The sequence below is a fragment of the Paraburkholderia sp. GAS206C genome (assembly GCF_050435645.1).
In the GTDB taxonomy this organism is placed as follows: domain Bacteria; phylum Pseudomonadota; class Gammaproteobacteria; order Burkholderiales; family Burkholderiaceae; genus Paraburkholderia; species Paraburkholderia phenazinium_B.
The window spans coordinates 57,469-84,403 of sequence record NZ_JBNDKR010000013.1 but is presented as its reverse complement, the minus strand read 5'-3'; the positions used below and the strand labels follow the sequence as shown (position 1 = coordinate 84,403).

At 61.0% G+C, this 26,935-nt stretch carries 20 protein-coding genes and 1 pseudogene; 7 read left to right on the top strand and 14 right to left on the bottom strand.

The features are described from left to right. The first annotated feature begins 30 nt into the window (after positions 1-30). Positions 31-2,271 carry a xanthine dehydrogenase family protein molybdopterin-binding subunit gene (locus tag P3T20_RS31720; RefSeq protein WP_074267351.1) on the top strand — a complete coding sequence of 747 codons (2,241 nt, stop codon included), beginning with the start codon at positions 31-33 and terminating at the stop codon, positions 2,269-2,271. A 70-nt stretch (positions 2,272-2,341) separates the two neighbouring features. Here P3T20_RS31720 and P3T20_RS31715 read toward each other — a convergent pair whose 3' ends face one another. The 6 genes from P3T20_RS31715 to yghU form a co-directional block, all read right to left on the bottom strand. Continuing rightward, positions 2,342-4,408, bottom strand: coding sequence for an arabinofuranosidase catalytic domain-containing protein (locus tag P3T20_RS31715; protein WP_429288881.1), 2,067 nt, complete (start codon positions 4,406-4,408; stop codon positions 2,342-2,344). 187 nt (positions 4,409-4,595) lie between these two features. Continuing rightward, positions 4,596-4,721 (bottom strand): hypothetical protein, encoded by a 126-nt coding sequence (locus P3T20_RS31710; RefSeq protein WP_429288880.1) that lies wholly within the window; start codon positions 4,719-4,721, stop codon positions 4,596-4,598. 497 nt (positions 4,722-5,218) lie between these two features. Continuing rightward, on the bottom strand, positions 5,219-7,798 hold the full coding sequence (locus P3T20_RS31705) for a GGDEF domain-containing protein (protein WP_083611613.1): 2,580 nt from the start codon (positions 7,796-7,798) through the stop codon (positions 5,219-5,221). Beyond that, a complete protein-coding gene (locus tag P3T20_RS31700; RefSeq protein ID WP_074267348.1) occupies positions 7,795-8,985 on the bottom strand; it encodes a sensor domain-containing diguanylate cyclase in 1,191 nt (396 codons plus the stop codon). Before P3T20_RS31700 ends, P3T20_RS31705 begins: the two co-directional genes overlap by 4 nt. 132 nt (positions 8,986-9,117) lie before the next feature. After that, entirely contained in the window at positions 9,118-9,834 is a 717-nt protein-coding gene (locus tag P3T20_RS31695; RefSeq protein ID WP_429288879.1) for a Pr6Pr family membrane protein, read from the bottom strand. Positions 9,835-9,843: 9 nt separating this feature from the next. Then, positions 9,844-10,716 carry a glutathione-dependent disulfide-bond oxidoreductase gene (yghU, locus tag P3T20_RS31690; RefSeq protein WP_429288878.1) on the bottom strand — a complete coding sequence of 291 codons (873 nt, stop codon included), beginning with the start codon at positions 10,714-10,716 and terminating at the stop codon, positions 9,844-9,846. 225 nt (positions 10,717-10,941) lie between these two features. Here yghU and P3T20_RS31685 point away from each other — a divergent pair, with 225 nt between their 5' ends. Beyond that, positions 10,942-12,615: an FAD-dependent oxidoreductase gene (locus P3T20_RS31685; protein ID WP_074267345.1), complete on the top strand. Its 1,674-nt coding sequence runs from the start codon at positions 10,942-10,944 to the stop codon at positions 12,613-12,615. Here P3T20_RS31685 and P3T20_RS31680 read toward each other — a convergent pair whose 3' ends face one another. After that, a complete protein-coding gene (locus P3T20_RS31680; protein ID WP_429288877.1) occupies positions 12,616-13,098 on the bottom strand; it encodes a YybH family protein in 483 nt (160 codons plus the stop codon). It lies immediately after the preceding gene. Between the two features lie 46 nt (positions 13,099-13,144). Beyond that, positions 13,145-14,050, bottom strand: coding sequence for a LysR family transcriptional regulator (locus tag P3T20_RS31675; RefSeq protein WP_429288876.1), 906 nt, complete (start codon positions 14,048-14,050; stop codon positions 13,145-13,147). 165 nt (positions 14,051-14,215) lie between these two features. On the opposite strand from P3T20_RS31675, the gene P3T20_RS31670 reads away from it, so the two are divergent. Continuing rightward, positions 14,216-15,511, top strand: a complete 1,296-nt coding sequence (locus P3T20_RS31670) for an MFS transporter (protein ID WP_074269305.1) — start codon at positions 14,216-14,218, stop codon at positions 15,509-15,511. Between the two features lie 37 nt (positions 15,512-15,548). Continuing rightward, positions 15,549-16,607 carry a serine hydrolase domain-containing protein gene (locus P3T20_RS31665; protein WP_429288875.1) on the top strand — a complete coding sequence of 353 codons (1,059 nt, stop codon included), beginning with the start codon at positions 15,549-15,551 and terminating at the stop codon, positions 16,605-16,607. Between the two features lie 278 nt (positions 16,608-16,885). Here the strand turns inward: P3T20_RS31665 and P3T20_RS31660 are convergent. After that, a pseudogene (locus tag P3T20_RS31660) lies at positions 16,886-17,962 on the bottom strand (collagen-like triple helix repeat-containing protein); the annotation flags it as partial. Between the two features lie 517 nt (positions 17,963-18,479). Next, the gene (locus tag P3T20_RS31655) at positions 18,480-19,493 is read right to left on the bottom strand and encodes a Gfo/Idh/MocA family protein (RefSeq protein ID WP_074267341.1); all 1,014 of its coding nucleotides are present in this window, start codon (positions 19,491-19,493) and stop codon (positions 18,480-18,482) included. Positions 19,494-19,844: 351 nt separating this feature from the next. Here P3T20_RS31655 and P3T20_RS31650 point away from each other — a divergent pair, with 351 nt between their 5' ends. From P3T20_RS31650 to P3T20_RS31640, 3 genes are all read left to right on the top strand, one after another. Next, positions 19,845-20,420 (top strand): hypothetical protein, encoded by a 576-nt coding sequence (locus tag P3T20_RS31650; protein WP_074267340.1) that lies wholly within the window; start codon positions 19,845-19,847, stop codon positions 20,418-20,420. Positions 20,421-20,534: 114 nt separating this feature from the next. Continuing rightward, positions 20,535-20,903 (top strand): BlaI/MecI/CopY family transcriptional regulator, encoded by a 369-nt coding sequence (locus tag P3T20_RS31645; protein ID WP_074267339.1) that lies wholly within the window; start codon positions 20,535-20,537, stop codon positions 20,901-20,903. Positions 20,904-20,908: 5 nt separating this feature from the next. Further along, a complete protein-coding gene (locus tag P3T20_RS31640; protein WP_074267338.1) occupies positions 20,909-22,477 on the top strand; it encodes a M56 family metallopeptidase in 1,569 nt (522 codons plus the stop codon). A 44-nt stretch (positions 22,478-22,521) separates the two neighbouring features. Here the strand turns inward: P3T20_RS31640 and P3T20_RS31635 are convergent, their stop codons facing one another. The 4 genes from P3T20_RS31635 to P3T20_RS31620 form a co-directional block, all read right to left on the bottom strand. After that, the gene (locus P3T20_RS31635; RefSeq protein ID WP_074267337.1) at positions 22,522-23,253 is read right to left on the bottom strand and encodes an ABC transporter substrate-binding protein; all 732 of its coding nucleotides are present in this window, start codon (positions 23,251-23,253) and stop codon (positions 22,522-22,524) included. Between the two features lie 84 nt (positions 23,254-23,337). Then, a complete protein-coding gene (locus P3T20_RS31630) occupies positions 23,338-24,618 on the bottom strand; it encodes an MFS transporter (protein WP_074267336.1) in 1,281 nt (426 codons plus the stop codon). Positions 24,619-24,744: 126 nt separating this feature from the next. Beyond that, the gene (locus P3T20_RS31625; protein WP_429288874.1) at positions 24,745-25,794 is read right to left on the bottom strand and encodes an Ldh family oxidoreductase; all 1,050 of its coding nucleotides are present in this window, start codon (positions 25,792-25,794) and stop codon (positions 24,745-24,747) included. A gap of 181 nt (positions 25,795-25,975) precedes the next feature. Next, the gene (locus tag P3T20_RS31620; RefSeq protein ID WP_074267334.1) at positions 25,976-26,902 is read right to left on the bottom strand and encodes a LysR family transcriptional regulator; all 927 of its coding nucleotides are present in this window, start codon (positions 26,900-26,902) and stop codon (positions 25,976-25,978) included. Positions 26,903-26,935 lie beyond the last annotated feature (33 nt).

Below are 26,935 nucleotides of genomic sequence, written 5' to 3'. Positions count from 1 at the left end.
TGGTCGCAACGTTGGCGACGCGGAGAGAATATGCCATTAGCTAGCACTAAAGCGCAGCCGATTATCGGCGGCGACTTCACTCGAATCGACGGTCCGCTTAAAGTCAGCGGCACCGCCACCTATACTTCGGACGTCAATCTGCCCGGGACGCTTTACGCCGTGCCTGTTTGCGCGACGATCGCCAAAGGGCGCATCACACGTCTGGACACCGCCGCGGCCGCAGGCATGCCGGGCGTTCGAGCGGTATTCACGCGCGAGAACATCGGCAAGTTCTATCGCGTCGGTTTTGCGGTGGACACCCGTATCGACGAAAAGCGCCCTCCTTTCGAAGACGACAACATTTACTACTATGGCCAGTACATCGGCGTGGTGGTGGCCGATACATTCGAGCGGGCAAGCGCAGCATCGCGCGCGGTGACGGTGGCGTATTCGTCGAGCCAACCCGATGTCCGCGCGGAGATGTCAGCGGACCAGACGCCGAGCGTCGATACGCACCGCGGTGACCCGGATGCAGCGTTCGCAGCAGCTCCAGATACGCAGAAGCTGGACGAGACGTACACGACGCCCGTTGAAACGCACAACCCCATCGAATTGCATGCAACGGTAGCCGTATTCGATGGAACGAACTACACGTTCTACGAAACGTCGCAATCCATCGTCAACCAGCGCCTCGTCATGGCGCAGATGCTCGGTGTGTCGCAGGACCAGGTACGCGTGATCATGAAGTACCTGGGCTCCGGATTTGGCGGCAAGCTGTTCCCGTGGTCGCACTCATTGCTCGCCGGCGCCGCGGCGCGCAATCTGATGCGGCCCGTGAAGCTGGTGGTGACTCGCGAGATGATGTTCCACAACGTCGGTCACCGTACCAGCACGCAACAACGCATGCGCATCTCCGCGACGCCCGACGGACGCTTCACCTCGTTCCAGCAGGACTACGTCTATCAGACCGCGCGCAAGGAAATGCGCAAGGAGAACTGCGGCGAGACCACAGGCTATCTGTACAGCTCGCCTAACCTGCGCGCAACCGCCGCCTATTCGCGCCGCGACATTGCACCGAGCACGTCGATGCGAGGCCCCGGTGCCGTTCCAGGACTGTTCGCCATCGAGTCGGCTGTGGACGAGCTCGCTATCAAGCTCAATCTCGATCCTGTTCGCTTGCGCCTCGTCAACGAGCCCGAGATCGACGAAGGCCTGAGAGTGCCGTTTTCGTCCCGGCATCTCAAGGAGTGCATCACGCTCGGCGCCGAGAAATTCGGCTGGGCACAACGCACGCCTGCGGTGGGTTCCATGCGCCGCGACGGCCTCGTGTTGGGCTGGGGCATGGCGGCCGGCTCGTGGGCCGCACGGCGCCTCCCGACGGAGATCCTCGTCGAGCTTCACGCCGATGGGACGGCACGCGTCTCGACCGCGACCCAGGACATCGGTACGGGGACGTACACCGTGCTGGGCCAGATGGTGTCCAACCTGACTGGCGTCCCGCTCGAGCGCGTCTCCGTGGCACTCGGCGATACGCGCTTGCCACCCGGACCGCTGTCTGGTGGCTCGATGGTGACCGCATCGCTAGTTCCAGCGGTGACGCAGGCCGCGCAGGCCGCGATCCAACAGCTCCTGATCGCGGCGTCCCAGGCAGATAATTCGCCGTTCAACGGCCAACCGGTGACGGAACTCGCGTTCGACCACGGCATGATCTACCGTAAGGGCACCTCACCAGGCGCGGGCGTGCCGTTCGAGCGAATCCTCGCGCCGGCGCAGGTCAATATGGTAGTCGGCCGGGGCCGCTCCGGTTCAAGCGCGGACGATCCCGACGCGGCGAAAATTTCGATCCACTCGTATTGCGCGCACTTCATCGAGGTCACCTGGCAGCCCGAAACTGCTCGATTGCGAGTCAACCGCGTAGTGAGCCTGATCGACGGCGGCAAGATCATCAACGCGCGCACTGCCCGCAACCAGATTGAAGGGGCCGTGGTAATGGGCGTCGGCATGGCGCTGTTCGAAGAGACACACTACGACAAGCGCAGCGGAGCACCGATCAACCGCAACCTCGCTGACTATGTGATGACCACGCATGCCGATGCGCCGAAAATCGACGTGACGTTCCTCGACTATCCGGACCTTGCGTTGAATCCGCTCGGCGCACGGGGGATCGGCGAAATTGGCCTGGCAGGCATTGCACCTGCCATTACCAGCGCCGTATATCATGCAACCGGTGTACGGGTGCGCAATCTTCCGGTTCGAATCGAGGATCTGCTAGCGGCTCAGGTCTCTGCGTAAGCGGTCACCGCCAAAAGACTCCGGCCCTTCAAGGGCCGGAGTCCAGGCAAAAAATAAGCGAAATTCTCGCCTACATGGTCGAGTTGTTGGCGATAGCCAGGCTCGGGCAATAATGCGTCGCGCTCAGATACGGCGTTTGCTGTGTGCGAACGCCAGCCGCGCTAGACGTAGGCGGATCAATAAACACTTGCGCATTGTTCGATCCCACGGGAGCGGTGAGCGTCATTGTCACTTTCCACCAGTTCCCCTCTTTCACTGCGGAGACCGACGTAGCCTGCCCCGCGCCCCACGTCCCGCGCACTACAGCACCCGTATTCGTATTGAGAACCCATGCGAATTCGGTGCCGCTCGGGTCGTCGGTCTGAATCGAGCCTCCAGGAAAGACCGTTGCGTTAGTAGTCGCAAGCACATAGTCGCTGAAACTATACGATTGTCCGCCCTGAACCCTGATGATCTCGCGGACGTTCGACACCGACGAGCCGTTTGTGCTGATAACCGTCGCAGCTCCTTTGTCCACTCCCGACACATCCGTTGCAGGCTCTGCGGTGCCGCCATTCTGTTGCGCCCAAACATCCGGCGTTGCGAGACTCAACGGCGAATCGATCAGGTTGTTCGCATAGCAGGCTGCCGTGGTCTTGTTGGCCGGCGGACCATAGAAGCTAGCAATGCTGGCCTGAATTGCGTTGTCGGTTGTGTTGGAGGTTGCCTTGGTAATCACCGCGCCTTCGAAGAACTGGATAGGCGCAGCGCTACCGTCACCGCCTTCGCCAAGCGAGAGGCCGCCTTGCCATTGCCCGTTGAAGGCATGGCCCGCATCGCTCTCAAAGTTAAGCGCTTCGGGAGGCGCCGCATCGTAGACTGGAGTGAGTACGCTCTGTGAAGCGGAACCGCCCTTGACAACGAAGATATTGGACGCCGTCACGGGTGAATATTTGGAGAGTACGGTGACAAATTTCTCCTTCGCAGGCTGCTGCGGACCATAGAGGTAGACGCCAGCTTCTGCATCGACGCCCGGCCAGTTGGTATCGAGTGCGTTGCACACAGGGTCTTTTACAGTGGACGGTTGGGCCGAATCACCGTCGCAATAGCCAAACACCGCGGCATTACCGTTCGAGAACGCCAGCGCAAACATTTCGCCCTCAATTTCTCCGTGCGCATACGTGCTCGGATTGGCGCTGCTTTCCATGTTCCCGTAAGTGCCGCAGCAGGTCGAGGACTGGCTATAGTGCGCCCCCGCGACCATGTATTCGGCAATCTCCGAGTCGCCGATCGACTGGTTCACCGTGCCGAACCGGTTGCGATATGCCTGTCCCGCCAACGTACCCAGCGCTGGAACCTCGGCGCCTTGCAGCGGCACGAAGCCGAGTTGTGCGGGCGTGCCGGGTAGCGCCGGCAGATCGTTACCAATCGATACCTGTTCGGTCGGCGCCGCCGTGGTCAACGCAGTAGGCGGCTGCAACAGTTGCACAGTCAGCGTGCCACTGGTTCCCGGAAGCGTGATCGTCGCAAAGCCGTTCAGCACCGGAACGGTCGTCGACTTCTTCGCAGCGGTACTGGTACTCGCCGCTGCGCTGGTGCTCGGAATGGTCAGTGACTCTGTTCCGTCCGAGTTGAGTGTCAGCGTCCCCGTCACGTTTCCGAACGCGCCTCCCTTCAGAGGTGAAACCAGGTCGATCTGATCGTAGATGTACGTGACGGAGCAGGTTGTCCTGTTGCAGAACGAGTCTGCACTTTTCACATTCGCCGAGCCGACCAACGAGCGGTCGGAGCCGTTGGGCAAGTTGCCCGACGTATAGGGATAGACGTTCAGCGTTGTATTGTCGGACGCCCGCTGAATCTGGAACAGCGGCCCCGAGTAGTGCTTTGTCAACAGCCGTGTCACGCTATGAGCCGCGGAGCACGGTGTGTTGGCCTCGGCTGCGGCGTCACACGGCAGGGGGTTCGCCGTTGACGCTTCTTCCGATGACGTATTGGCGCTCGTCTGCGCCGCGGCCTGGGCGGCGGCTTGCGTTGGCGACGAACTTGCGGCTGCTACAGCCTGAGATGCAGATGTGCCGCTACTGCCGCCGTCGCATGCGGCAAGCGCGACTGTCATCGCTAACAGAACGGAAAGTAACCCAACTCCTCTGGACATCATGACCTCCTCCTGGAAGACCAAGCTTTGGATTTAACTCAACAATTTAGTTGTACGGATTGATGTACACAGAAACGTTACTGATCAAGCAACTGCCATGCGGAACCGTCAGTCTTTCGAAAGGGTTAGACAATGCGCTGCCAACCGGCGCACCGCGCCGTCCCGGCCACGCTCCATCCGGCAATCCAGTTCAGCCGTCGGGCACGAGTTCGCGCACGTTGGCCGGAAGCAATCCAGTTTGTAATTTGATCAGCGTGGGTTTGCGGGTGCTGTGAGATCCGGGCACCGCGGTGGGTTGGGGCAGCATTGGCTTCATCGTGTCTCGCTGGGCCGGCGGCTAGCGCAAAACGCCAGCAGGCAGCATCACCAGCGTCCGTTGAAACACTCCGTGACTCACCATGCTTGTCTCCATTGTCATTGCAGCGGTTGTCCGCCCCAGCGGGGCAGCATCCAATGCAGCGTGGCTGTCAGGCAGCCGCGTCGAGTAATAATATTAGTCAATAATATCGATTTGACGTCTAAGTACAATCCCTTACACGGAGAAAGAAGTCCAGTGGCTGCGCCTCAGCGCCCAGATCTACCATACATACGGCACGGCATTGGGTAAATATTATTGCTAATACGATCAATCATAATCGACCGACGGCGGGCGACAGGTGGGATTTCAATTCGTTGTCCGCAACAACGCGCGTGCGAGCCAGGCCGCCTGCCCCTCGTTGTGAGGGGCAGCGTTCCGCGGCATTCGGCTCAAGCGGTTCTCGTTTTGCGAGGCTGGGGAAGACTACTGGAGGGGTCTTGCAGACTTGCGGTCAGTCAGTCCTCGGCACGATCAACCGGTCCATGAGCAGCCGCCGTGGCGAGCCGCCATGATGCACGGCCGTTGCGTTTGACTTCGTAGAGTGCGCAATCAGCGGCCTGAAGCAGTTCGTCTGGCGTATATCGGGTGCCTTCTTCGTCCAGCGCGACACCGACGCTGATCGAGACCGGGATCGCCTGTCCGCGGAAAGTGACGGGCGTTGAAAATGCGTCAACCAGTTTCCGCGCAACTACGCGTGCTGCATCGTCGTCACGCAAACGGCCAAGCAGCACGACAAACTCGTCTCCGCCGAGCCGACCGACAAGGTCATCGTCGCGTGTGGCAGTACGCAGTCGTTGTGCCACGACACGCAGCACCTCGTCGCCGGCTGCATGACCATAGGTGTCGTTGATGATCTTGAAGTGGTCGACGTCGATGTAGCAGAGTCCTACGCGCGTGCCATGACGCCTACGGTCATTCACGGCGTCGCCGACCGCATGCATGAAAGCACGGCGGTTGGCGGAGCCCGTCAGCGGATCGATCTTGGCAGCACGCTCGAGCGCGGTGACCTGTTCGACGCGGGCAGTGATGTCCGTCACCACGACGTGAAAACCGTCGACGCGTTCCTCGGCATTGCGGTGCGGGATGTATCGCACATCGACATAGATCGACCCGTGTGGCGACATCACGCTACGCTCCAACTGCTGAGGTTCTCCCGCTAATGCACGCTGGACGTATCGCTCGGAAATCTGGTACTGCGCGTCGCCAAGATGCTCTCGCATCGTCCTGCCAATCACTTCTTCTGGAGGAGTACCAAGCATGGTTGCAAACGCCGCGTTCGCATAACGGTAGGTTTCCGATGTATCCACGTAGCCGACCAGGGACGGCAAAGCGTCGGTAATAGCCCTGAGTTGCGCCTCGCTGCGTGCTGCGGTACCGGCAGCGCTATGCTGGGCCTTGACGATCGGCACGATGCGGGCTCGAAGAAACAGTGTGCCTGCCAGCGCACATAGCGCCATCACGCCGACGGCCACCAGCAGCGCGTGCTGTACGGGAGCGAGAAAGACCTCGGTCCTGATCTTGGAGGCTGTGGCGAGTCCGGTCGTACCGACCGGCGCGTAGGCCACCACGACGTCGTCGCTGCGCGAATCCCTGTGCCGCTGCGTGCCAGCTTCACCATGAAATGCCGGCGTGATCAGTGGGCGATTCCCCAGCGCTGGATCGATCACCAGGTTGTGCGGCAATTCGGAAGCGGTCGCCGCGAAGCAACGTAGCAGCCGGCCGTCGAGACCACATAGCACGGAGCGCCGCCCTTCGCGCGAGCGCGTCGCCGCCATCGAATCCAGTATCGGCAACGTCTGCTCGGTTTCAAGCGCGAACTGAACAGGAAGTCCAGCGGCGTCTTGCAGCAGAAGTTCGGAGCGCTGACGATAGACGAACCCTGCGTGCCAGAGCAATTGCGCCTTGACGCGGGGTTGACCGGCAGAGGGGCGCACCGGCACGATCTGGTCCGGCGTGGCGAGGCGCCTGCCCGCGCTGGAGAGCACCCGACCGTCGCTGCCGACCAGACGGATGCTAGCGAACGCATCGGGTCCCACATAGGCGCTCATGTCGAGCGCGGCGGCACACGATTCAGGGCTGCCGGCGCAGGGCGTGTGTTGCAAACGGCTCTGCTGCCTCGTGGCGAACGCATTGGCATGCTCCTGCGTATTCTGCAGGATGACTGACAATGTGGCGGCTTGCTCGACGGTGTCGCTCAGCAACTCGCTACGCTCTGTTGCTTCATCGCTACGCACCATCAGCGAAGCGAGCATGACGCCGACGGCGAGCGCGGAACTGACAACCACCAGCGCGGCGATCACGGGTACGCGCGCGTTGGCGCTTTCACCCAGAATGCTCACGCCAGGCTGGCGTTTTGCCCAGACACACCATAAGGTTGCACCGGCGAGCACGAAACCGGTGCCGTTCAGTGGCGCGACAACGAAAAGCTCGCCCCATCTCCACAGGCCACCAATTGCCATGCTCTGACACAGCAGCCCAATAATGCCCGTGAGAATCGTGCCGTAGATGAAGACACGCGGGCCGACTGCGTTGCGCGGTGCGGCTAGTCCGCGCAAATGCAGAAGCGCCCCACCGCAAAACACAAAGCCGATGGCAGTCAACGCCGCCACGGGATATGACTGGGACGCCGGATCGGCGAGAAGCCTATCCAGGTAACGGGCGTCGAGCGAGAAGCCAAGCCGTTGCAACCATTCGACCAGCACCACGGCGCCGCCACACATCAGCGTGAAAGGAGCAATCAGAGAGAGGCGCGTCGACCGCACGCTGCCGCCTGTCTCGCGCAGCATCCCGATGGAGGCGACCAGGAAACAGAACGCGTTGAATGGCAGCACATCGCTGCATGTTTGGGTCATTCCCGCTACGTGCAGCAGTGCCAACGAAAGTTCGTAGACTGCACCGGCGAACAGCAACCACGCGGCTCCCCGGCAACTCACCAGCGCGTCTGAACACGCACGCAGCTTCCGGCCGATAAAAGCACGGGCCAGTAAATATGTGATGGCGCGGCCACCCGGGCGCCGCGGGATAGACCAGTTCATGCGGCAGCGCTGTCGGAAGTCGAGATGGTCAGGTCGCCCGAGGCGCGAAACGCGCTCAATGGCCGCATGCGATCGCCGGCCGTGGTCAGCAGCGCGTCGAGCGAGCCACCATCAGCGGGCCACGCTGCGGTGCCGACACGTACAGCGGGCGACACCGGCAAGCCGTCGATGATGTCGATCAGCGTGTCGAGTTGACCAGCCAGCGAGACGACCATCGTCGCCGCGCGTGAACCGCCGGGGACCGGAATCCGGTCCGGCACCAGAATGGCGATCTGATCATCGGCGGCACGCACGAGTACGTCGGACGGTCCCAGCACACGGTTGATGCGTTCGAGGACGGCGCGCAACAGCACGTCGCGAGCCTCAAAGCCCCACGCATCGCGGACCGGCTTGAGCGAGTCGATACAGAGCAGGATGATCGACAGGGCGCCCGTGTTGCCCAGCTGATGTGCGCGATCCATGGTGAACTGCTGGGCGAGCCAGTGCCGGCTATGCAGACCTGTGGCGGCGTCAGTGTCGAGCTGCGTTTCAAGAGCGCCACGCTGACGCTCGGTCTGCGCGACCTCGCTGACGACGCGCGAGCGCAGCGCATGCAGCGTCACCACAACGAGCATGACGAGCGCTGCCAGCGCGCCCCACAAAACCAGCGCCCAGCGCGTATGGGCACGTTCGCGCCCGTTCAGCAGTTGCGCTTCCTGATCCGCGAAGGCCTGCAGCGTTGAGCGAATCACCCTGCGATCCGCTTCATAGCCTGGATCGGCAAGCAACGCTTGCGCAGCGCCGTTGCGCCCTTCCTTCATGTCATCGCGGAGTTCGTCGAGGCGGGCACGGATCCGGGCCATCGCTCCACCGATGGTCTGCAGGCGCGATACCTGTTCCGTATTGTCGGCCGTCAGCGTGAGCAGCTGGGCGCGCAGTATCTCGGAGCTGACGTAGGCGTCTTCGATTTCTTGCAAAACCGCCGTGCGATCCCCAGCCCGCGAATCCATCGTCGGGACATCGAACACATAACGCAGCATGGACGAATCGCGGACAACCATCGTAATGCGCATCTCCGACTCGAGCCGCATCACCTCGTAGGAGTGCTGGATCCAGTCCGTTTGCGATTGCTGCATGGTCGCGCCGAGCCCGACGCAGGCGAGAATCGCCGCGCCTAGCGCAGTTGCGATCCGCACACGGCGGCGCATGAGAGTTTCGATATTCGGCACGATTTACCTTGAACGACATCTGTCACACAAGTTATCGGCAAATGTTTGCGCAACTTCAATCAGACCCACATGCGTAGGTGTATTTACCTAGGGGTATTTGTCCGATGAATACTATGAGTCGGTCACAGATCTCGCAGGCGCCGTCCGTGGGCGGCGATGATTGATCGCTATGAATACGCCCATCAGAATGAAGAAACCGAGCAACAGCAATACGGCATTGATGAACACACGCTCGTAGCCGAGCTCGCTTACGTTAATGAAAGGATAGGGATAGAAGTCGGTTTCGCTGCCGCGCCAGAGCGTTATCAACAGATAGCCGAGCGGATAGATCAGCCAGAAAAGGCAATCGCGCAGCAGCAGATGGAAGCGGGGAACGAAGAGCAGCCAGTACAGCGTGCATAGCAGCGGTATGACCGTATGCAGCAATTCGTTGAGCAGTGCGCGGTAGCCGTACGGCGTCCATAAATGGCGCAGCAAGGTGTTGTAAGCAATGCCGACGAACACGATGTAGACGACCACGGCGGTGAGCACCGGTGGCTTGCGGAAGAACCGCCCGGGTGCGGAGCGTGCCCGTACGGCCACAAACGAAAAGCTGATCGCGACGACGAGCGTCGTGAGGTTCGTCAGGTACGCACTGATACGCTCGATACCGTCGATCACGCCCAGGCCGCGGAACAGCATCCTGCCAATCGTGATGTCGCTCTGCGCCGCGAAGCCCACCCATGCCAGCACCGCAATCAACGATGCCACGCTCAACGACGCGAAGCTCGGCGTCGGCAGTGGCAATTCAGATGAGTGCGGCTCAGGTTGAGCAGAACGCTTCAGCATACTTCCAGATTATTTCTCGGCGGTAAGCTTGTCCTGCGTGCTGGTATCGAAGTCGGTGGCGGCATGGCGCTCGTGCAGCTGATCCGAAAGCTCGCCGAAGACGCGATTGACCTTGCGGCCGCGCTTGACGGCCGGGCGCTCGCCGATCGCATCGGCCCAACGCTGGACATGCTTGTAGTCCTGCACCGAGAGGAATTCGGCCGCCCCGTAAAGCCAGCCCTTTACGAGGCCGCCGTACCACGGCCAGATCGCCATATCGGCGATCGTGTACGCATCTCCCGCGATGTATTCGTTCTCGGCGAGCTGCTTTTCGAGGACGTCGAGTTGACGCTTCACCTCCATCGCGAAGCGGTCGATCGGATATTCCATTTTGCTCGGGGCGTACGCGTAAAAATGGCCGAAACCGCCACCGAGGTAGGGAGCACTGCCCATCTGCCAGAATAGCCACGACAGGCACTCGGCGCGCGCGCTCGGCTCAGTCGGCAGGAAAGCACCGAATTTTTCGGCGAGGTGTACCAGGATCGCACCGGACTCGAACACGCGGATGGGTTTCGGTCCGCTGCGATCGAGCAGCGCGGGAATCTTGGAGTTCGGATTCACGCCGACAAAGCCGCTGCCAAACTGCTCGCCATCGCCAATCCTGATGAGCCATGCGTCATATTCCGCACCGCTGTGACCGAGCGCCAGCAGCTCCTCGAGCATCACCGTGACCTTGACGCCATTCGGTGTCGCCAGCGAATAGAGCTGCAGCGGGTGCACGCCGACCGGCAACTCCTTGTCGTGCGTCGGCCCCGAAATCGGGCGGTTGATATTCGCAAAGCGGCCGCCGTTATCCTTGTTCCAGGTCCAGACCTTAGGCGGTTCGTAATCGACAGTGCTCATGCTTAAAGCTCCTCGCGTCCTTGCATCGTGGGATGGGTGATTGGAAGCGAGATTAACAAATTGACGGAAAACGTGCAGTCCGCTTCATAGTGCGTTCCGACCCGCAACGGAAAGTGCAGCACGATGCCAGCAATGCGTTAGTGAATCGCAAGCGGAGTTACCATACGCAAACTGGATGCAGCGCTTGCGCTGCAAAGACCGCATTTAGACTTGACCGAGCCCGCCATGAGCAACGACTCTTCAGGCAATTTCGACGAGCTGGCCTCGGGTGGCAGCCGCTACCACCAGGTATACCCACGGCTGGACGAGAGGCAACTGGCGATATTGGAACGCTACGGCGAGCGCCGCAAGCTCAAGACGCACGACATCCTCTATTCCGAAGGCGACCGGCACACCGGGATGTTCGCCATTCTCTCCGGGACGATCGAGGCATCCAGACGGTCCGTTGAAGGCCCCGTACTGCTGGGCACACATGGCCCGGGCAGTTTCACCGGCGAGGTAGCCACGCTCGCGGGCCGGGCTGCAGTCGCAACGTCGCGCGCCATCTCCGATTGCGAGGTGATCGTCATCGACGAGGAATCGTTGCGCTCGCTCGTGATCGCCGAAGCGGAGTTGAGCGAAACGATCATGCGCGCCTATATTTTGCGGCGCGTCGCTTTCATCCGCGGCGAACACGTGGGCGTGGTGGTGATCGGCAGCACGTCCTCGGCCCCTACGCTACGTCTGCGCCACTTCCTGAGCCGCAACGGTCAGCCCTCGGCTTACTTCGATATCGTTGAGCACTCCGAGGCCAAAGAACTGCTGACGCACTATGACGCAACCGAAGCCGACATCCCGGTTGTAATCACGTTGCAAGGCGTCGTGCTGAAACAGCCCAGCCACCGCGCCGTCGCCGATGCAATCGGCCTCAGTCCGGACAGACTCGACGGCGAGCACTTCGATCTCGTTGTGGTAGGCGCGGGACCCGCAGGACTCGCGGCCGCGGTGTACGCCGCATCCGAGGGACTAAAGGTGGCCGTTCTGGACGCCAAGGCACCGGGAGGCCAGGCCGGCACCAGTTCGAAGATCGAAAATTACTTTGGTTTTCCAACCGGCATATCGGGGCAGGCGCTAGCCGGTCGCGGCCTGTCGCAGTGCCGCAAGTTCGGCGCCGAAGTTGGGGTGCCTATCGAAGCGCTGACCATCGACTGCACGGATGCCAGGTCGTTTCACATCGGTCTGAATCAGGACGAGTGCGTCTACGCTCGCGCTGTCGTCATTGCCAGCGGCGCGCGCTACCGGAAACCGGATCTCTTGCGTCTCGAACACTTCGAGGGTCGCGGCATCTACTACAGCGCGACCTTCATGGAGGGCGCATTCTGCAACAACGAAGAGCTGATCGTGGTGGGCGGCGGCAATTCGGCGGGACAGGCTGCGGTATTCCTTGCGAGGTTCGCGCGCCATGTCCACGTGGTGATTCGCGGAGAGGGACTCAGAGCGAGTATGTCGACGTATTTGATCAGACGGATCAACGCGGCGTCCAACATCACGCTTCACACGAAGACACAGATCGTCGAGTTATGCGGCGAGTCGCGACTCGAGGCCATAAAGTGGAATCGGCAAGGAGAGATTGAACACAAACCCATCCGGCACGTTTTCCTGTTTCTTGGCGCTCAGCCCAGTACCGGATGGCTTGGCGATTGCGTCACCCTAGACAAGGATGGCTTTGTGCTGACCGGCGCCGATACCGGCGCCAAATGGACAGCAGAGCGGCCGCCGCACGATCTCGAGACCAGCCGGCCCGGTATCTTTGCGGCGGGCGACGTGCGCAGCGGCTCCGTCAAAAGAGTGGCAGCCGCCGTGGGAGAGGGAGCGGCCGCCATTCAGGCGGTTCATCAATATCTTGCAGGATGGGCGTGACTAATCCTTGGCGGGCACGCTTGGCTCAACTGCCCGAAAGTGCCAACCGTCGCCCTCCTTGACGTACACGGCCATGATATGGCCGCTCTCCTGGCGGAACGTCCCGTCGCCTTTTGGCACCTGAACGGAAAACTCTGCGACGCTGAATCCTCCGTCGCCTTGCGCGCTCGCATCGATCACGTGAATGTGATGCTCTTTCGCGCCCGAACCAAAGCGCTTTTCGTAGTACTCCTTGAGTGCTGCGCGTCCTTTGATGATTTTCCCGGCCGGGGAAACCAGCATGCCGTCTTCGGCATACAGTTGCGCCATGGCATCGGCATTTTTAGCCGCGTAGTTGGTGTCGTAAAGATGTCCAAGTTGCGCAGCCGCAGACTGCGCTTCCTGAGACGACGGCTCTGTGGCATTCGCATTGGACGTCGCTGCGCAAGCCAGCGTATTGCCAATGAAAAGTGCAGCGAGCAAAGGGGAAATGTGCCGTTTCACCTTGGAACTCCTTTGATCGGGTTGCGGTAGTGGCTCTCTCAATGAGTCAGTCGAGAAGAGCAGGATCGTGGATCGCGCCTGTCAGCAGTTCGGCAAACGCCTGCAATGCATGCGGTAACGTGCGGCCGGCCATCGTCTGAACCTGAAGCCTGCGCTGGTGTAGTTCGGGATTGCTGATCGGCACGGCTGCGAGTCCCTCCATTACGAGGCGGCTGCGCACGGTCAGGAAGCCGGTTAGCGTGACAGCATCGGTAAGCAGCACGAAGCTCTGCAGCGCAGCGTGGTAGTTGCTAACGAACACGGGCTCGAAAACCAGGCCTTCCAGACTGCACGCAATATCGAACATCTGGCGGATCGTCACACCCTGGTTGTCGATGGCGAGCGGCCAGGCCATCAGATCCGCGAGCGAGACGGACTCGCGTGCGCCAAGCGGATGATCGCGCCTGACCAGTGCGAAGATCGGCGCCAGCTGCGAATACACCACATGGATGTCCTTCTCCGGCGCGACGCTGAAACACACGGCGATATCCGCGGTGCCTTCACGCACGCGTTGTGTCGCGACAGATGGCGCAGACACATCCAGTTGAAACTGCGTCGCCGGATGCGTCTTCAGGAAGCGTGCAAATACCTGCGGCAGAAAATATGGCGCGACCCCTTCCGAACTTGCCACGCGAATCGTCGCGCGGCTGCCATTGCTCAGCCCGCGAATTTCGTCGGTGACGCGCTCGGTTTCCAGCAGGCTGCGCCGCGCGTGTTCGGCAAGCACACGTCCCGCATCGCTCAGCACCATCCCGCGCGGCCGCCGTTCGAACAGCGCCACACCGACTTCCTCTTCGAGCTTCGCAATCTGCCTGCTTAGCGCCGACACCGCCACGTATAGCCGCTCCGACGCTTTGCTAAGCGAGCCGCTGCGGGCGACTTCGAGAAAGTAACGCAGTGCAGTATTGTCCATTTCGGTCAGGCTTCCCCGCTTTGCCGTTTCGGCAACGATATCTGCCAAATATTGTAATTGTCCACAAATATCGTCCACGCCAAGATCGTTACACTGCTTCGTACGAGCCAGGCGCGCGCCCACGGCGCGTCACGACGGAGAACGATGTCGACCAAGGACGCCTCCATGAGCCCTGATTCAGCAGCCGTAGTAAGCGAATCCCTCGCCAAGCCCGTCTCGCACGCCGGGGTATCACGCCTGATCCTGGCAACGTCCATTGGAAATGCGCTCGAGTTTTACGACCTGATTGTCTACGGGTACTTTGCCACCACGCTGTCGCGGCTGTTTTTCCCAACGCATGACAAGACGGTGTCGCTACTGCTCACGCTCGGCACGTTCGCCTTGTCATATCTGGCGCGGCCGCTTGGTGCGCTGGCGCTCGGCTCGTATAGCGATCGCAAGGGCCGCAAGGCTTCATTGACGCTGTCGATTTCGATGATGACGCTCGGCACCGGGATGGTCGCGCTGATGCCGTCCTATGCCACGATCGGCCTGGTCGCGCCGATCGGCATTTTCGTTTCGCGTCTGTTGCAAGGCTTTTCCGCTGGCGGCGAATTCGGCAGCTCCACGGCGTTTCTGATCGAGCATGCGCCGGCACGGAAAGGCTTCATGGCGAGCTGGCAGTTCTCGAGCCAGGGGGCAAGCACGCTGCTCGCTTCGGCGTTCGGCGCAGTGCTCACCGGCACGTTGACGCAGCCTCAGCTCGAAGGCTGGGGCTGGCGCATTCCCTTTTTGTTCGGCATGCTGATCGGTCCAATCGGGCTTTATATCCGGCGCCGCATGGATGAAACGCCGGAGTTCGAACGGGCGGAGAAGTCGAGTTCGCCGGTGCGTGAACTACTGGCTACCCAGAAGGAACGCGTGCTGGTGTCGATCGGCTCGCTGGTGCTCACCACCACGGCCAACTATATGCTGCTGTACATGCCGACGTATGCGGCGCGGCAACTCGGCCTCGCGCCATCGTCAGGCTTCATTGCGACGCTGGCCGCCGGGTTCATCATGATGGTGCTGACACCGGTGGTCGGACACTGGTCCGACAAGGTAGGCCGCACGCGCATCATGCTGGTCGCAGGCACGTTGTTCTTCTTCACGGTCTATCCTGCGTTCATGTTCATGAACGCCCATCCGTCGCTTGCGACGTTGCTTGCCGCGGTGGTGTGGGTCGCCCTGCTGAAGGCCACCTACTTCGCGCCGATTCCTGCGTTGATGTCCGAGCTGTTCCCGACCCGCACCCGCACCACCGGCATGGCGCTCGGCTATAACATCGGCACGACCGTTTTCGGCGGCTTCACGCCGCTCGCGGTGGCGGCATTGATCGAGGCCACAGGCAATAATCTGGCGCCCGGCCTCTATCTGATGTTCGCGGCCATCATCAGTCTGTTCACGGTGGTGTGGGCGCGGGCACGTTTGAATGCCCACTAGGTCAGCCGGGCCCTTCGAACCAACCGGGATTCTACGAATGCAATACGATTTTGAACAAGCGGTGCAGTTTGCAGTTGATCATGAGTCGCTTTGGGACCGCCATGTGGATGGCATGTGGGGCGTGCATGTGAACGACCCACCACCGTGGAACCGGTTGCTCGGGCCGGTGCATGACCGCGGTCCCGTGTCCGGCACGATCGCACTCGATGGACGCGTGTTGACCTCATGGGGCGAGCCCGACCGGGCAGATCTGACTTTCAGCGTCGCGAAGATGTACCTGGCGCTACTCGCAGGCATTGCCTACGACCGCGGCCTGCTGCCGGACGTCGACGAACCGGTGCACGTGCGAGTGCCCGGCATCGGCTTTGACGATGAGCACAATGCCGCCGTGACCTGGGCTCATCTGCTGCAGCAAACAAGCGAATGGCAGGGCACGTACTTTGGCCTGTCCGATCAGGCGGACCACTATCGCGCTGTCAACTTCGCGGCACCACCAGACGGCAAAAAAGGTGATCTGCGTCCTTTGCAGCGCCCCGGGACGTATTGGGAATACAACGACGTGCGTATCAACCAGCTTTCGCTGGCGCTGCTTCATCTGTTCCGAAAACCGTTGCCCGAGGTGTTCCGCGAGGCGATCATGCGCCCCGCGGGCGCGAGCGAAAACTGGCAATGGGTTGGCTACGACAATGCGTGGGTGGAGATGGATGGCCGGCGCATGCAATCCGTGCCGGGCGGGACGCACTGGGGCGGCGGTATGTCCGTCAGCGCGAACGATCAGCTCAAAGTGGCGCAACTGCTGTTGAACGAGGGCATGGTTGACGGCCGGCAGATTCTGTCTCGCGAGTGGATCGCGCGTATGCGTACGCCATGTGCGATTGCGCCGTTTTACGGTTACCTTGTGTGGCTCAATACCGATCGCAAGATTTTCCCGAGCGTGCCGGCGTCGAGCTATTTCGGCGTCGGAGCCGGCAGCTCCTTCACATGGATCGAGCCCGAGCGACGCATGACCGTAATCGTCCGGTGGTTGAATCCTGCGCACGCGAACGAGTTCTTTGGGCGAGTTCTGGAAGCGGTCGAGGCGCCCCGCGCAGCTTAATCGTAGCCGTTCCTGTTTCCCGACATGGGCAACGGCGTTGATGTCGATGCAAACGAGATTATCGAGCCCCTTGCACGTGTCGACGATGAACGCGTTGCAGTGCTGCCGAAGGGCATTCTCGTGGGCAATGATCTCTTCTGAAAGTGACGCGGTCGATAATCTGCATACCGAAGTTTTTAGTTGTGTCGCCGCCCAAGACATTTGACGTCTTGGGCGGACGTTTGCATCGCTTTCCTATCCTGTCACTTCTTGCTGGCCAAACCGTCGAGGCCGCCAAGCAATCCGCCGCCAGATGTGCCTGTGGCCGTCGTCGCCCCGCTCAATGCACCCGTTAAGGTACTGACCAGCCCCGTGACCGGCGCAAGCAGATTTCCGGCGGCGCTCGTGCCGCCCGTACCCGAGCCCGCGACCGTACCGAGTGAGCCGGTTAGCGTGGTCACCAACGACGTCACCGGCGCAAGTGGACTGGTGCCGCCGCTCTTCACGCCGCCTGCCACGCCGCTCAAGGTGCCGGGTAACGAGGTGAGAATGCCGGTCAGCGGTGCGAGCGGGTTGCCTGGTGTACCGCCTGCCGTGAGCAGGCCGCCGGCCGACGTGACGGTGTTGCCGACTGCTGTCACGACATTGCCGAGATTCTGTCCAATCGGATTGCCGGTCGCACCACTGAGCTTGGTTCCAGCGCCATCCAGTCCGTGACCGATCGTCGACAGCAAGCCGTTCAGCGGCGAGCCGAGACCGGTCGTGTCGCCGATGGTTTGAGTCGTCTGCGTGAGAACGGTTGTGATTGGCGTGATGGGCGCGCTCACTGTTTGCGTCACCTGCTGAATGAATCCTGTGGACAGCGTGGTGGTGAGTTGTGTCCCGAGCGCACTGACAGCATTGCCGACCGTGGAGACTGTGTTGCCGAGCGGCGTGGTCAGCGGGCTAAGCGGCGCCGTGGGACCACTGCCCAGGCTGCTTACGAGTTGGCCGGCGCTGTTGACCGCCTGGCCCGCGTCATAGACGAGGTTGCCGGTGCTCGACACCGTCGGGCCTAGCGGATTGGTGGAATTGCCCAACTGTCCGAGGCCGTTCGTCGCGCCCGCGCCCAATGCAGTAACGCCGGCGCCGAGATTCGACACAACGTTGCCGAGCGCTATTGTGGTGGCAGGATTCGCGCCGGGAATCGGCGTGAGGCCAATCTGGTTGCCCACCGACGATACCGTCTGGCCGGTACTGGTCACGACGTTGCCTGCGTTCTGGACCACTACGCCGAGCGGGTTGGCGCTCGTGGGCGTTGGTGTCGGCGTTGGTGTCGGCGTTGGTGTCGGCGTTGGTGTCGGCGTTGGTGTCGGCGTTGGTGTCGGCGTTGGTGTCGGCGTTGGTGTCGGCGTGGGCGTCGGTGTCGGCGTCGGCGTCGGTGTCGGCGTCGGCGTCGGCGTCGGCGTCGGCGTCGGTGTCGGCGTCGGCGTCGGCGTCGGCGTCGGCGTCGGCGTCGGCGTTGGCGTTGGCGTTGGCGTTGGCGTCGGCGTGGGTGTAGGCGTACCACCACCTGTTCCTGCTCCAGCACCTGCTCCAACTCCGCCCGGCTTCGTCGGCGTACTTCCACAGCCCGTCAGGACGATCATCGACGACACGCACATCGCGATCGCCGACAGTTTGAATCTGTTCATGGTTTAGCTCCCCCGCAAATGTGGTTATCTGCTGCGGGGAGCTAACTGCAAGACCTATGCCGATTTGTAAGACGAAGGAATTGATCGAAAAAATACCATTCAAATCAATGCGTTAATTAGCGAACGCCGACTCGGAAAGCCGCATTCCAAAGTGGATGTGTCGAGGAACACCTCAACGAGCGAGCACGTGTAACGTAACGCGATGCCCCCGCGAAGCACCTCAACTTTCCGGGATTCTCTCCCACGCGCCAGATCGAGCCGAGCGAAACACAGCATCGATCACTCGCATATTCGCGCGTGCATCTTCTAGTGGTATAGCCTGCGGGCGTCCACTCAATATCGCCTCGGCGAACGTGGCCGCTGCGATGCCATATTGATCGCACACAGGAAGTTCCACCCAGCGATCAGTCGCGACACCGGCGCTGGTGTTTTCGCTCACTAACAGACGCGTCGGTCGATCGGCTGGCGCATTGAATGGAATCTCGACTTCGATCCGCCCCTTCGTGCCGTGAAATTGCATCCGCTGATAGCTATAGGTCTGGGTGGAGTAGAAGAAACTCGCCTGCACACCTTCAAAATCCATCAGCACGGAGCCGAGCCGGTCCACTTCGAATATTGGGTCCCGCTCCATCAGGGCAACCACCCGCCCCGGCTCACACCTGGTAACGAAGCGTGACGTTGTGATGGGATAACAACCAATATCGAGCAGACCACCTCCGCCCAGTTCGCTCTGGTTGCGGATATCGTTCGGGTTCGTGTTGCTATAGGTGAAGCCGCCGGTCACTGCCCGCAATTCGCCAATCACACCTTCGTCGATCAAGGTCCGCACCTTCAACCATTGCGGATGCGTGCGAACCATGAACGCTTCCTGTATGTAACGGCCGGTTCTGTCGCGCGCAGCGATGAGCTGTTCGACCTGTTGGGCGTCCAGCCCGATCGGCTTCTCACACAAGACGTGCTTGCCTGCCTCGACGGCCTTGATCGTCCATTCCACGTGGATGTGATTGGGTAGCGGAATATAAACCGCGTCGATTTCCGGGTCCGCCAGAAGCGCCTCGTAGCTGTCGTATGCCACGGCCAGACCATATTTGGCGGCGGCTTCCCGAGCCTTCTCCTGAGATCGCGACGCGATGCCCTTCACCCGACACTTTGGCGCGCTGTGCATGGGCACGACAACCTTGTTGTTGATCTTCGCGGCGCCCAGGATCCCCCAGACAATCTCATCCTTTGCCATAACTTCTCCTTTTCCGATCAAGTACCTGAGGAGTAGAGACAGACTGGACAATCGCGTGAGCCGGCAAGTTCATGAGCCCGCGAAAGACCAGACGCATCCGATCCTGCCAGTCTACACGCGGCGACCACAACCACCACCGCCGGTACAAGAGCGCCCACCACCGCTTTCGCAATCGAACCGTCGCTGCCTTCTGGCCGGTCGCTGCATTCGAACCGGTATTAGCCAGAGTCGGTCATTTGACCGATACCGCAGAGACAAGCCAAGTGCGATCCTCTCTACCGACGCGAGCCTTAGCCGTGCGATAGATCACGTGCAGTCGGGCCGCCTTTGTCAAAACTTTAAGGAGTCGCAATGGTTGCTCATCACGAAGATATCACTCGCGTTCGGGAAGAACGCTGGCTCAAGCACTATTACTTTATTCGGACCGCGTTTTCCGCTATCTGGGTCGCACTTGCTTTCTCCATCGGACAGCACTCCCCGGTCGGCGCGGCTGTCTTGCTCGTCGTCTATCCTGCATGGGATGCACTGGCCAACTACGTCGACATGTCGCGTAGCGGTGGGATGGCTGAAAATCGTACCCAGGCCACGAACGTCCTCATCAGCGTCCTGACAGCGGTTGCAGTGATCGTGGCGTGGACGGTGAACATGAACGGTGTTCTCGGCGTATTTGGCGTCTGGGCCATACTTGCCGGGTTGCTTCAGCTCGGCACTGCCGTCCGCCGCTGGAAGCGCTTCGGTGCGCAGTGGGCGATGATCCTGAGCGGCGGACAGTCGGCATTGGCAGGTGCATTTTTCATCGTACAAGCCCATGCGCCAATGCCTCCCGCTATTGCCAAAGTGGCTGGCTATGCAGCGGTGGGCGCCGTCTATTTTCTCGTGTCTGCGCTCTTGCTATCCGTTGGCCAGCTGCGACGCAAGGTTGCCTGAACGCCTTGAGATCTCGGTGAAAATCCTGGCGATCGCACTCGCATCTACTATAAAGCTAGTTGACAAGACACGACGTTCATCCTACGATCTACTACATCTTTAGTAGGAGGCATTTTGGACATCTCGCTGACCGACCGCGAAGCTGACGTCATGCACATACTATGGGAACGCGGCCCCTCGGTTGTCAGCGAAGTTCGTGCTGGACTCGCAGATGACCTCGCCTACACCACTGTCTTGACGATCCTTCGCACGCTGGAAAGCAAGGGTTATGTAACCCACGTGGAAGAGGGTCGGGGACACCGCTACACTGCAGCCGTTAAGCAGCAAGCCGCGCGCAAAAGCGCTTTGCGGCACCTCACGAGCAAGCTATTCGGTGGATCAACGGAATTGTTATTTGCGCACCTGGTGGCAGATAAGAATCTCACGCCCAAGCAAGCTCGTCGTATGCGTGAGCTACTGAAAGAAAAACCAGACGAGGAGTAGCCCGCATGCTGACGTGGATGATTTACGCGGTGTCGGTGTCGGCGGTTCTATCCGTGGCTGCGCTCATTGCCGAACACTCCGCACGGGACCGGCGATCGCCCAGCAGAGGGTTCTGGCTTCTCGCGATCGTCGCATCGCTGGCCATTCCAGCGCTCATGACGTCGGTTTCAATCGAAATCCCCGAGGACCTGAAACCGTCGGTGCCCCCGAACGTAATCGCTCTGCATAAGATCACGTCGACGCGTCTATCTCCCGCAGTCTGGGTCGAAAATCACGACAGTGGCTCTTCAACGTTTCAATACGCTGAACTCCATGCCAAAGACGTATGGCTTGGAGCGTCGATATTGATGATTCTGGCTTTGCTGATCAGCGCAACACATTTGCAGTGGCGCAAACGGCAATGGACTGTTGCATCAGTCTGCGGCGTTTCAGTGTATCTATCGAGTGACGCTGGCCCCGCTGTTGTTGGCCTTCTCCGCCCTCAGATTGTTTTGCCAGCCTGGCTCCTCGATTCGCCTCTGGAGCAACAGGCAGCTGTCATGGCGCACGAGAGTTCACACATCGACGCTCATGACCCGAGACTGCTCACGATCGCACTCTGCCTGATCGCGCTGATGCCGTGGAATTTGCCACTTTGGTGGCAATTGAGACGACTCAGGTACGCCATCGAGGTCGATTGCGACGCGAGAGTCCTGGAGGCCGGACACAGGTTTTCTGTTTACGGCGAAACGCTAATCGCAGTCGGAGAACGGCAATCGCGATACATCGGCTCAGTAGCTGGCATGTCGGAGTCCAGATCATTTTTAGAGCGACGTCTAAAGCTGATGCTAAGGAAGCCAGCCAAGCGGAAATTGCTAATCGCAGTACTTCTAGGATGTATGTCAATCACCCTGGTCACTCTGGCCGCACAAGTGAGCCCACCTATCATGAACGAAGCTTCAAGCGAACATACTCAAGTGCCCGTAGCTGCTGAAATTCTGGATCGATATGTTGGCACGTACAAGTTTACCGGTACAGCGGTGATGAAAGTCCGACGCGAAGGCGACCATCTGGCCCTCCAGCTTACAGGGCAAGGATGGGTTGAAGAGTATCCCATGAGCAACACAGAGTTTTTTGCAAAGGTCGTCAAGGCGACGCAGACGTTTGTGGTTGATGATCAAGGCCACGTTACTGCCTTGATCCATCACCAGAATGGCCGCGATATCACAATGCCGCGAATCGATTCTGCCGAAGCGGAAAAGATGGAGGCAACGCTCGCTGCGAAGGTCAAGAGCCAGACTGCAACTCCGGGAAGCGAATCTGCACTTCGCCGGAACATTGACGGCTTGCAGTCAGGAAATCCGCTTTACGCCGAAATGTCGACCGGCTTGCAAGAGGCCACGCGAGAGCAACTGCCCAGAATCAAAGAAGACCTGGATCGAATAGGTCCTGTTGAAAATGTCCGGTTTGTGGGTGTGGGCAACCAGGGTTGGGACATCTATCAGGTTACGCACGATTCGGGGTCTTCTACCTGGCGCATTCATCTCGCTGACAACGGCATCATCGATGGCCTTCTCGTACAAGTGGGGCCCTGAACGCCCACACGCCAGCTAGTCGCTACCGGTCCGCACCCCTCGCGTCAAGCAGCCGGCGCGACAGTTGCGCCGACGATGCCATGCCGCTCGAGAGCCTCGGCGACAAAGCCGGACGCCTTCATCTCTTCAACGAACGCGTGCAACGCATGTGCCGCCGCGGCACCACGGCTCTTGGGCACACCCATCGCCTGGCGGATGACCATGAAGCGCTCGTCGATCAGACGCAGGCCAGACGCGTTGCGCGCATCGGCTTCGAGCTGCTGCTTGACCCCCGCCGCGACTTCGAGATTCTCGTCGAGGAACGTTTGAACGACCGTCGGCGAGGTGGGCGCGCGCACAATCTGCGCATGCTTGAGTTCGCGCGTAAGAAACAGATCATAGGCGCTGCCCTTGCCGACAGCCACGCGATGCTGAGGCTGGTCGACGTCCGCGTTGTCGCGAATCGGCGAGGCATCGCGCACCAGGTAATAGCCTTCGATTAGCACATACGGTTCGGTGAATGCGATGGTCTCACCTCGCAACGGATCGACGGCAAAAAAGCCGAAATCGGCGCGCTCTTCGCTAACCGCTTGAACGGACTTGCCAGCCGCATCGAACACAACGAGTTCCAGTTCCACACCGAGCTTTGCAGCGAAAGCGCGCGCAAGATCGACCGAGACCCCGACGACCGTGCCCGACGCATCCTTACCCGCGAGAATCGGATTGCCGAGGTTGATGGATGCGCGCAGCTTGCCTGCGGGCGTAAAGGCTTGAATGACAGACGGATCGGCTTTCATGGCTATGAGTAGGTTCGAGATTCGGTTCGTGTGGGCCGCTGTCGATGCTTCACGGCGAGTTCCCAGATGCAGTGGGCAGTGATTTCAACCGGCTATGCGCGCCTCGCTCGCCTTGAGCCGGCCGGGCAAGCCCGGCCGCAAAAGAATCGCGACAGCGAGCACGCTCGCGAGCGCAATGCCCCCCGCCAGCACGAAAGCGCTGAAGAAGGTATGGCTCCGCTGCACGAGAAAACCCGTCACTGCAGGGCCGATGATACCCGCGCAGTTGGCGATCGAATGCACGCATCCGCCAACGCTTCCAAGCTTCGCGCCGGGAATCGTGTCCTGGATCAGCGCCCAGTACGTGCTGCCGCTCAGATACAACGCGAACACGGCGACGGCCATCAGCAGCAATGCGCTGAGCGTGGTCGTCACGGTGCCTGCGAGCGCGACGCAGATGCCCGCCGCGCCAAGACACACGATCAGCACCCATTTGCGCGCGCGCAGCGCATTGCCCGTGCGGCGGAAAATCAGATCGGACAGCAGGCCGCTCAAGCCATAACCGACGAAGCCCAGCAGCCACGGCAGCACCGTCGCGAGACTCATGCTTTTCAGGCTCAGGTGACGGTCCATCATCAGGAAGCTCGGGAACCACGTGAGGAAAAAGAACAGGATGTAGCTGTATCCGAAGTACGAAATCATCGCTGCGAGAATGGCGGGCTGTCTGAGGTAAGCGCCGAGTGGCTTCAGATCAGCGGGATCCTCCGAGACGGCACGGTCGGAACCGATCAGCCTGCGCTCCTCTTCCGATACGTGCGCATGCTGATGCGGCCGATCGGTGGTCATGAATTGCCAGAACACCAGCCAGATCAACCCGAGACACGCGACGCCGGCGAATGCGATGCGCCAGCCGTAGGCCGCGGTCAGCAGTCCGACGACTGGACCCGCAACCGCGCCGCCCAATGGCAGGCCGCAATTGGCGAAGCCGAAGGCGGTGGCCGATTCCTTGTGGGGAAACCAGTTGTTCACGATCTTGTTGATGGTCGTCGCGAGCGGTCCTTCGGCCATGCCGAAAAACGTACGGATGACCAGCAGCGAGCCGAAGCCGGTGGCGAGGCCGGTTGTTCCGCACAACACGGACCACATCAGGATCGCGCCGGAAAAGACGCGCTTGCCGCCCCAACGATCGGCCGCCCAGCCGCCGATCGTGTTGAACACCGCATAGCCGATAAAGAACGTCGAGAACACCAGCCCCAGGTTGGCTGGCGACAAGTGCAGCTCCTGCATGACCGCCGGCGCCGCGACAGACAGCGCCGACCGGTCCAGGTAGTTGATGAAACCCGCGATGAACAGCAGCAGGACGATGCGCCAGCGGATTTTCGTCACCTGTAGCTCCTCCAATGTCGTTATGCGCTTGCGGGCCAAGCGCCGTGATGGGCCGCCTGAGTCCGCCGCGTGTCTCCTCGCCGGCGCGTCTCCGCCTGATGCGCGGATCATGCGCGAACCGGCGCTTCAGCTCTGCGGGCGCGCGGCCGCTTCCAGCATCGCGAGCTGCGCTGCGCCGATATCGATGCCGTCGGCCATCTGACGGTCCAGCCGGTCCAGCTCGATCTCGCCAGGCACGATCACGGGCGCGTTCGGATCGGCCGGCGCGGAGCCGCGCAGGATCGCGGCATAGTCGGCCATGCGCGCGGCGAGCCACGCGCCGCTGCCGAGCATCGCGACATCGATCAGGATGTAGAAGTGGCCAAGGTTTTGCGGCTGGTCCGGCTCGTTTTCCCACGACTTCACGTGCGTCAGATAAGCCGCGCCGGAAAGCAGCCCCGCGAGCAGATCGACGACCAGCGCGAGGCCATAGCCCTTATGGCCGCCGATTGGCAGCAGGAAGCCATCGAGCGCGGCCTTCGGGTCCGTGGTCGGCTTGCCTTGCGCGTCGGTGGCCCAGTCGCCCGGAATCGCTTCGCCACGCTTTAGCGCGTTGCGAATCTTGGCGCGCGCGACGACGCTGATCGCCATGTCGAGAATGAACGGACGGCCACCGGGATTCGGTACACCGAAGCCCACAGGACTGTTGCCAAGCCGCGCGTCGGTGCCACCCCATGGCGCGATCGTCGTCGTCGCGTTGCTGCCGATGACGCTGGCAAAGCCCTCCGCCGCGGCCAGGTAGGAATACGGCGAAACGGGACCGAAGTGATTGCTCCCACGCACAAACACACACGCGATGCCCTGTTCGCGCGCGGCCTTCATCGCCAGTTCGAGAGCACGGAAGCCCACGAGAGGGCCGACGCCGTTATCGCCGTCGAGCCGGTAAAGCGCGGGGCCAACCTGCTCCGACGTAATCGACGGCGTGGGATTGATGCCCCCGATGCGCAGGCGTGAGCCGTACGATTCGATTCGGCTCGTGCCGTGCGTACGCAAGCCGAACAGATCCGCCAGCACGAGAATGGTGGCGGCGTCGGTGGCGTCGGTACGATTCAGGCCGAGCGCACAGAGCGCTTCGACCGACAGTTCGGTCAGCCGTGCCTTGCTGACGATGCCATTTGTGGACGTGGACTGGGTCATGGAACGGGTCGTCTCCTTCGATCTGCAAACCGTGCGGTTCATGCGGCTGCCGTGTGGTGCCGCCGGGTTTCACACATGATCGGACCAAACCGATTCCCATGACAAACGCATTTTTTCGCTTGATTGACGCGTCACACGCACGAATCCGGCGCCTGCCGGAAAGGCATGGAAACACGCGTTTTCAGGCGGTCGCCCGTGACTTTGCGCGCTGACGGGTGCCGCCGCGCGCCCGCACGAGCAGATCGAAGAAATGCTGCGCGGCCACCGGCAGCGGCCGGTTCTTGCGGCGGATCACACCGAGCGTGCGCACCACGCTCGGGCCCGTCACCGGAATGCTGACGAGCGAGCGATGACGGTCGCGCGGCAGCGCGAGCTTGGGCACGATGCCGATGCCAAGTCCCGCTTCGATCATGCTTACAAGCGCAGGAACGTGCTGCACTTCGCAGAACCAGCTCGGCTGCCGCACTGCATTGGCGAGCGCGCTGTCGATCAGCGTCCGGTTGCCGCTGCCTTGCGCAAGCAGCATGTAGTCCGGGTACTGTGCGATCTCCGCCCAGCTCACCGAGCGCTTGCCCGCCAGCGGATGATCGCGCTGGCAGGCAAGCACGAACGGATCCTGCAGGATCGGTGTGAACTCGATGTCGGGTTCCTGCGTGCCAATATAGGTGAGACCGAAATCGGCTTCGCCCCGCGCCACCGCGAGGAATACGACAGACGACGTTTCATCGATCAGCCGCACGCGGATGCCGGGATAGGTCTGGTGATAGGCCTTGAGGGCATTGGGAAGAAAGAAGCTTACCGCCGACGGCACGCAGGCGATGGTGACGAGTCCCGTCAGCCGGCGTCCTAGATCCTCCATGCCGAACAGCGAGCTTTCCAGTTCGGCGAGCACGTTGCGCGCCTTTTCGACGAACGAGCGGCCCGCGACGGTCAGTTCCATCTTGCGCGTCGTACGTTCGAAGAGCCGCACGCCCAACGCCGATTCGAGCTTTTCCACGCGGCGCGATAGCGCGGACGGCGAGATATTCAGCGAGTCGGCGGCGGCGCGAAAGCTGCCGAAATCGGCGGAGGCGACGAACGCGCGCAGGTCGGACAGATCAAAGTTCATTTTGCTGGTCTATCGATGAAGGGGCATGTGTGT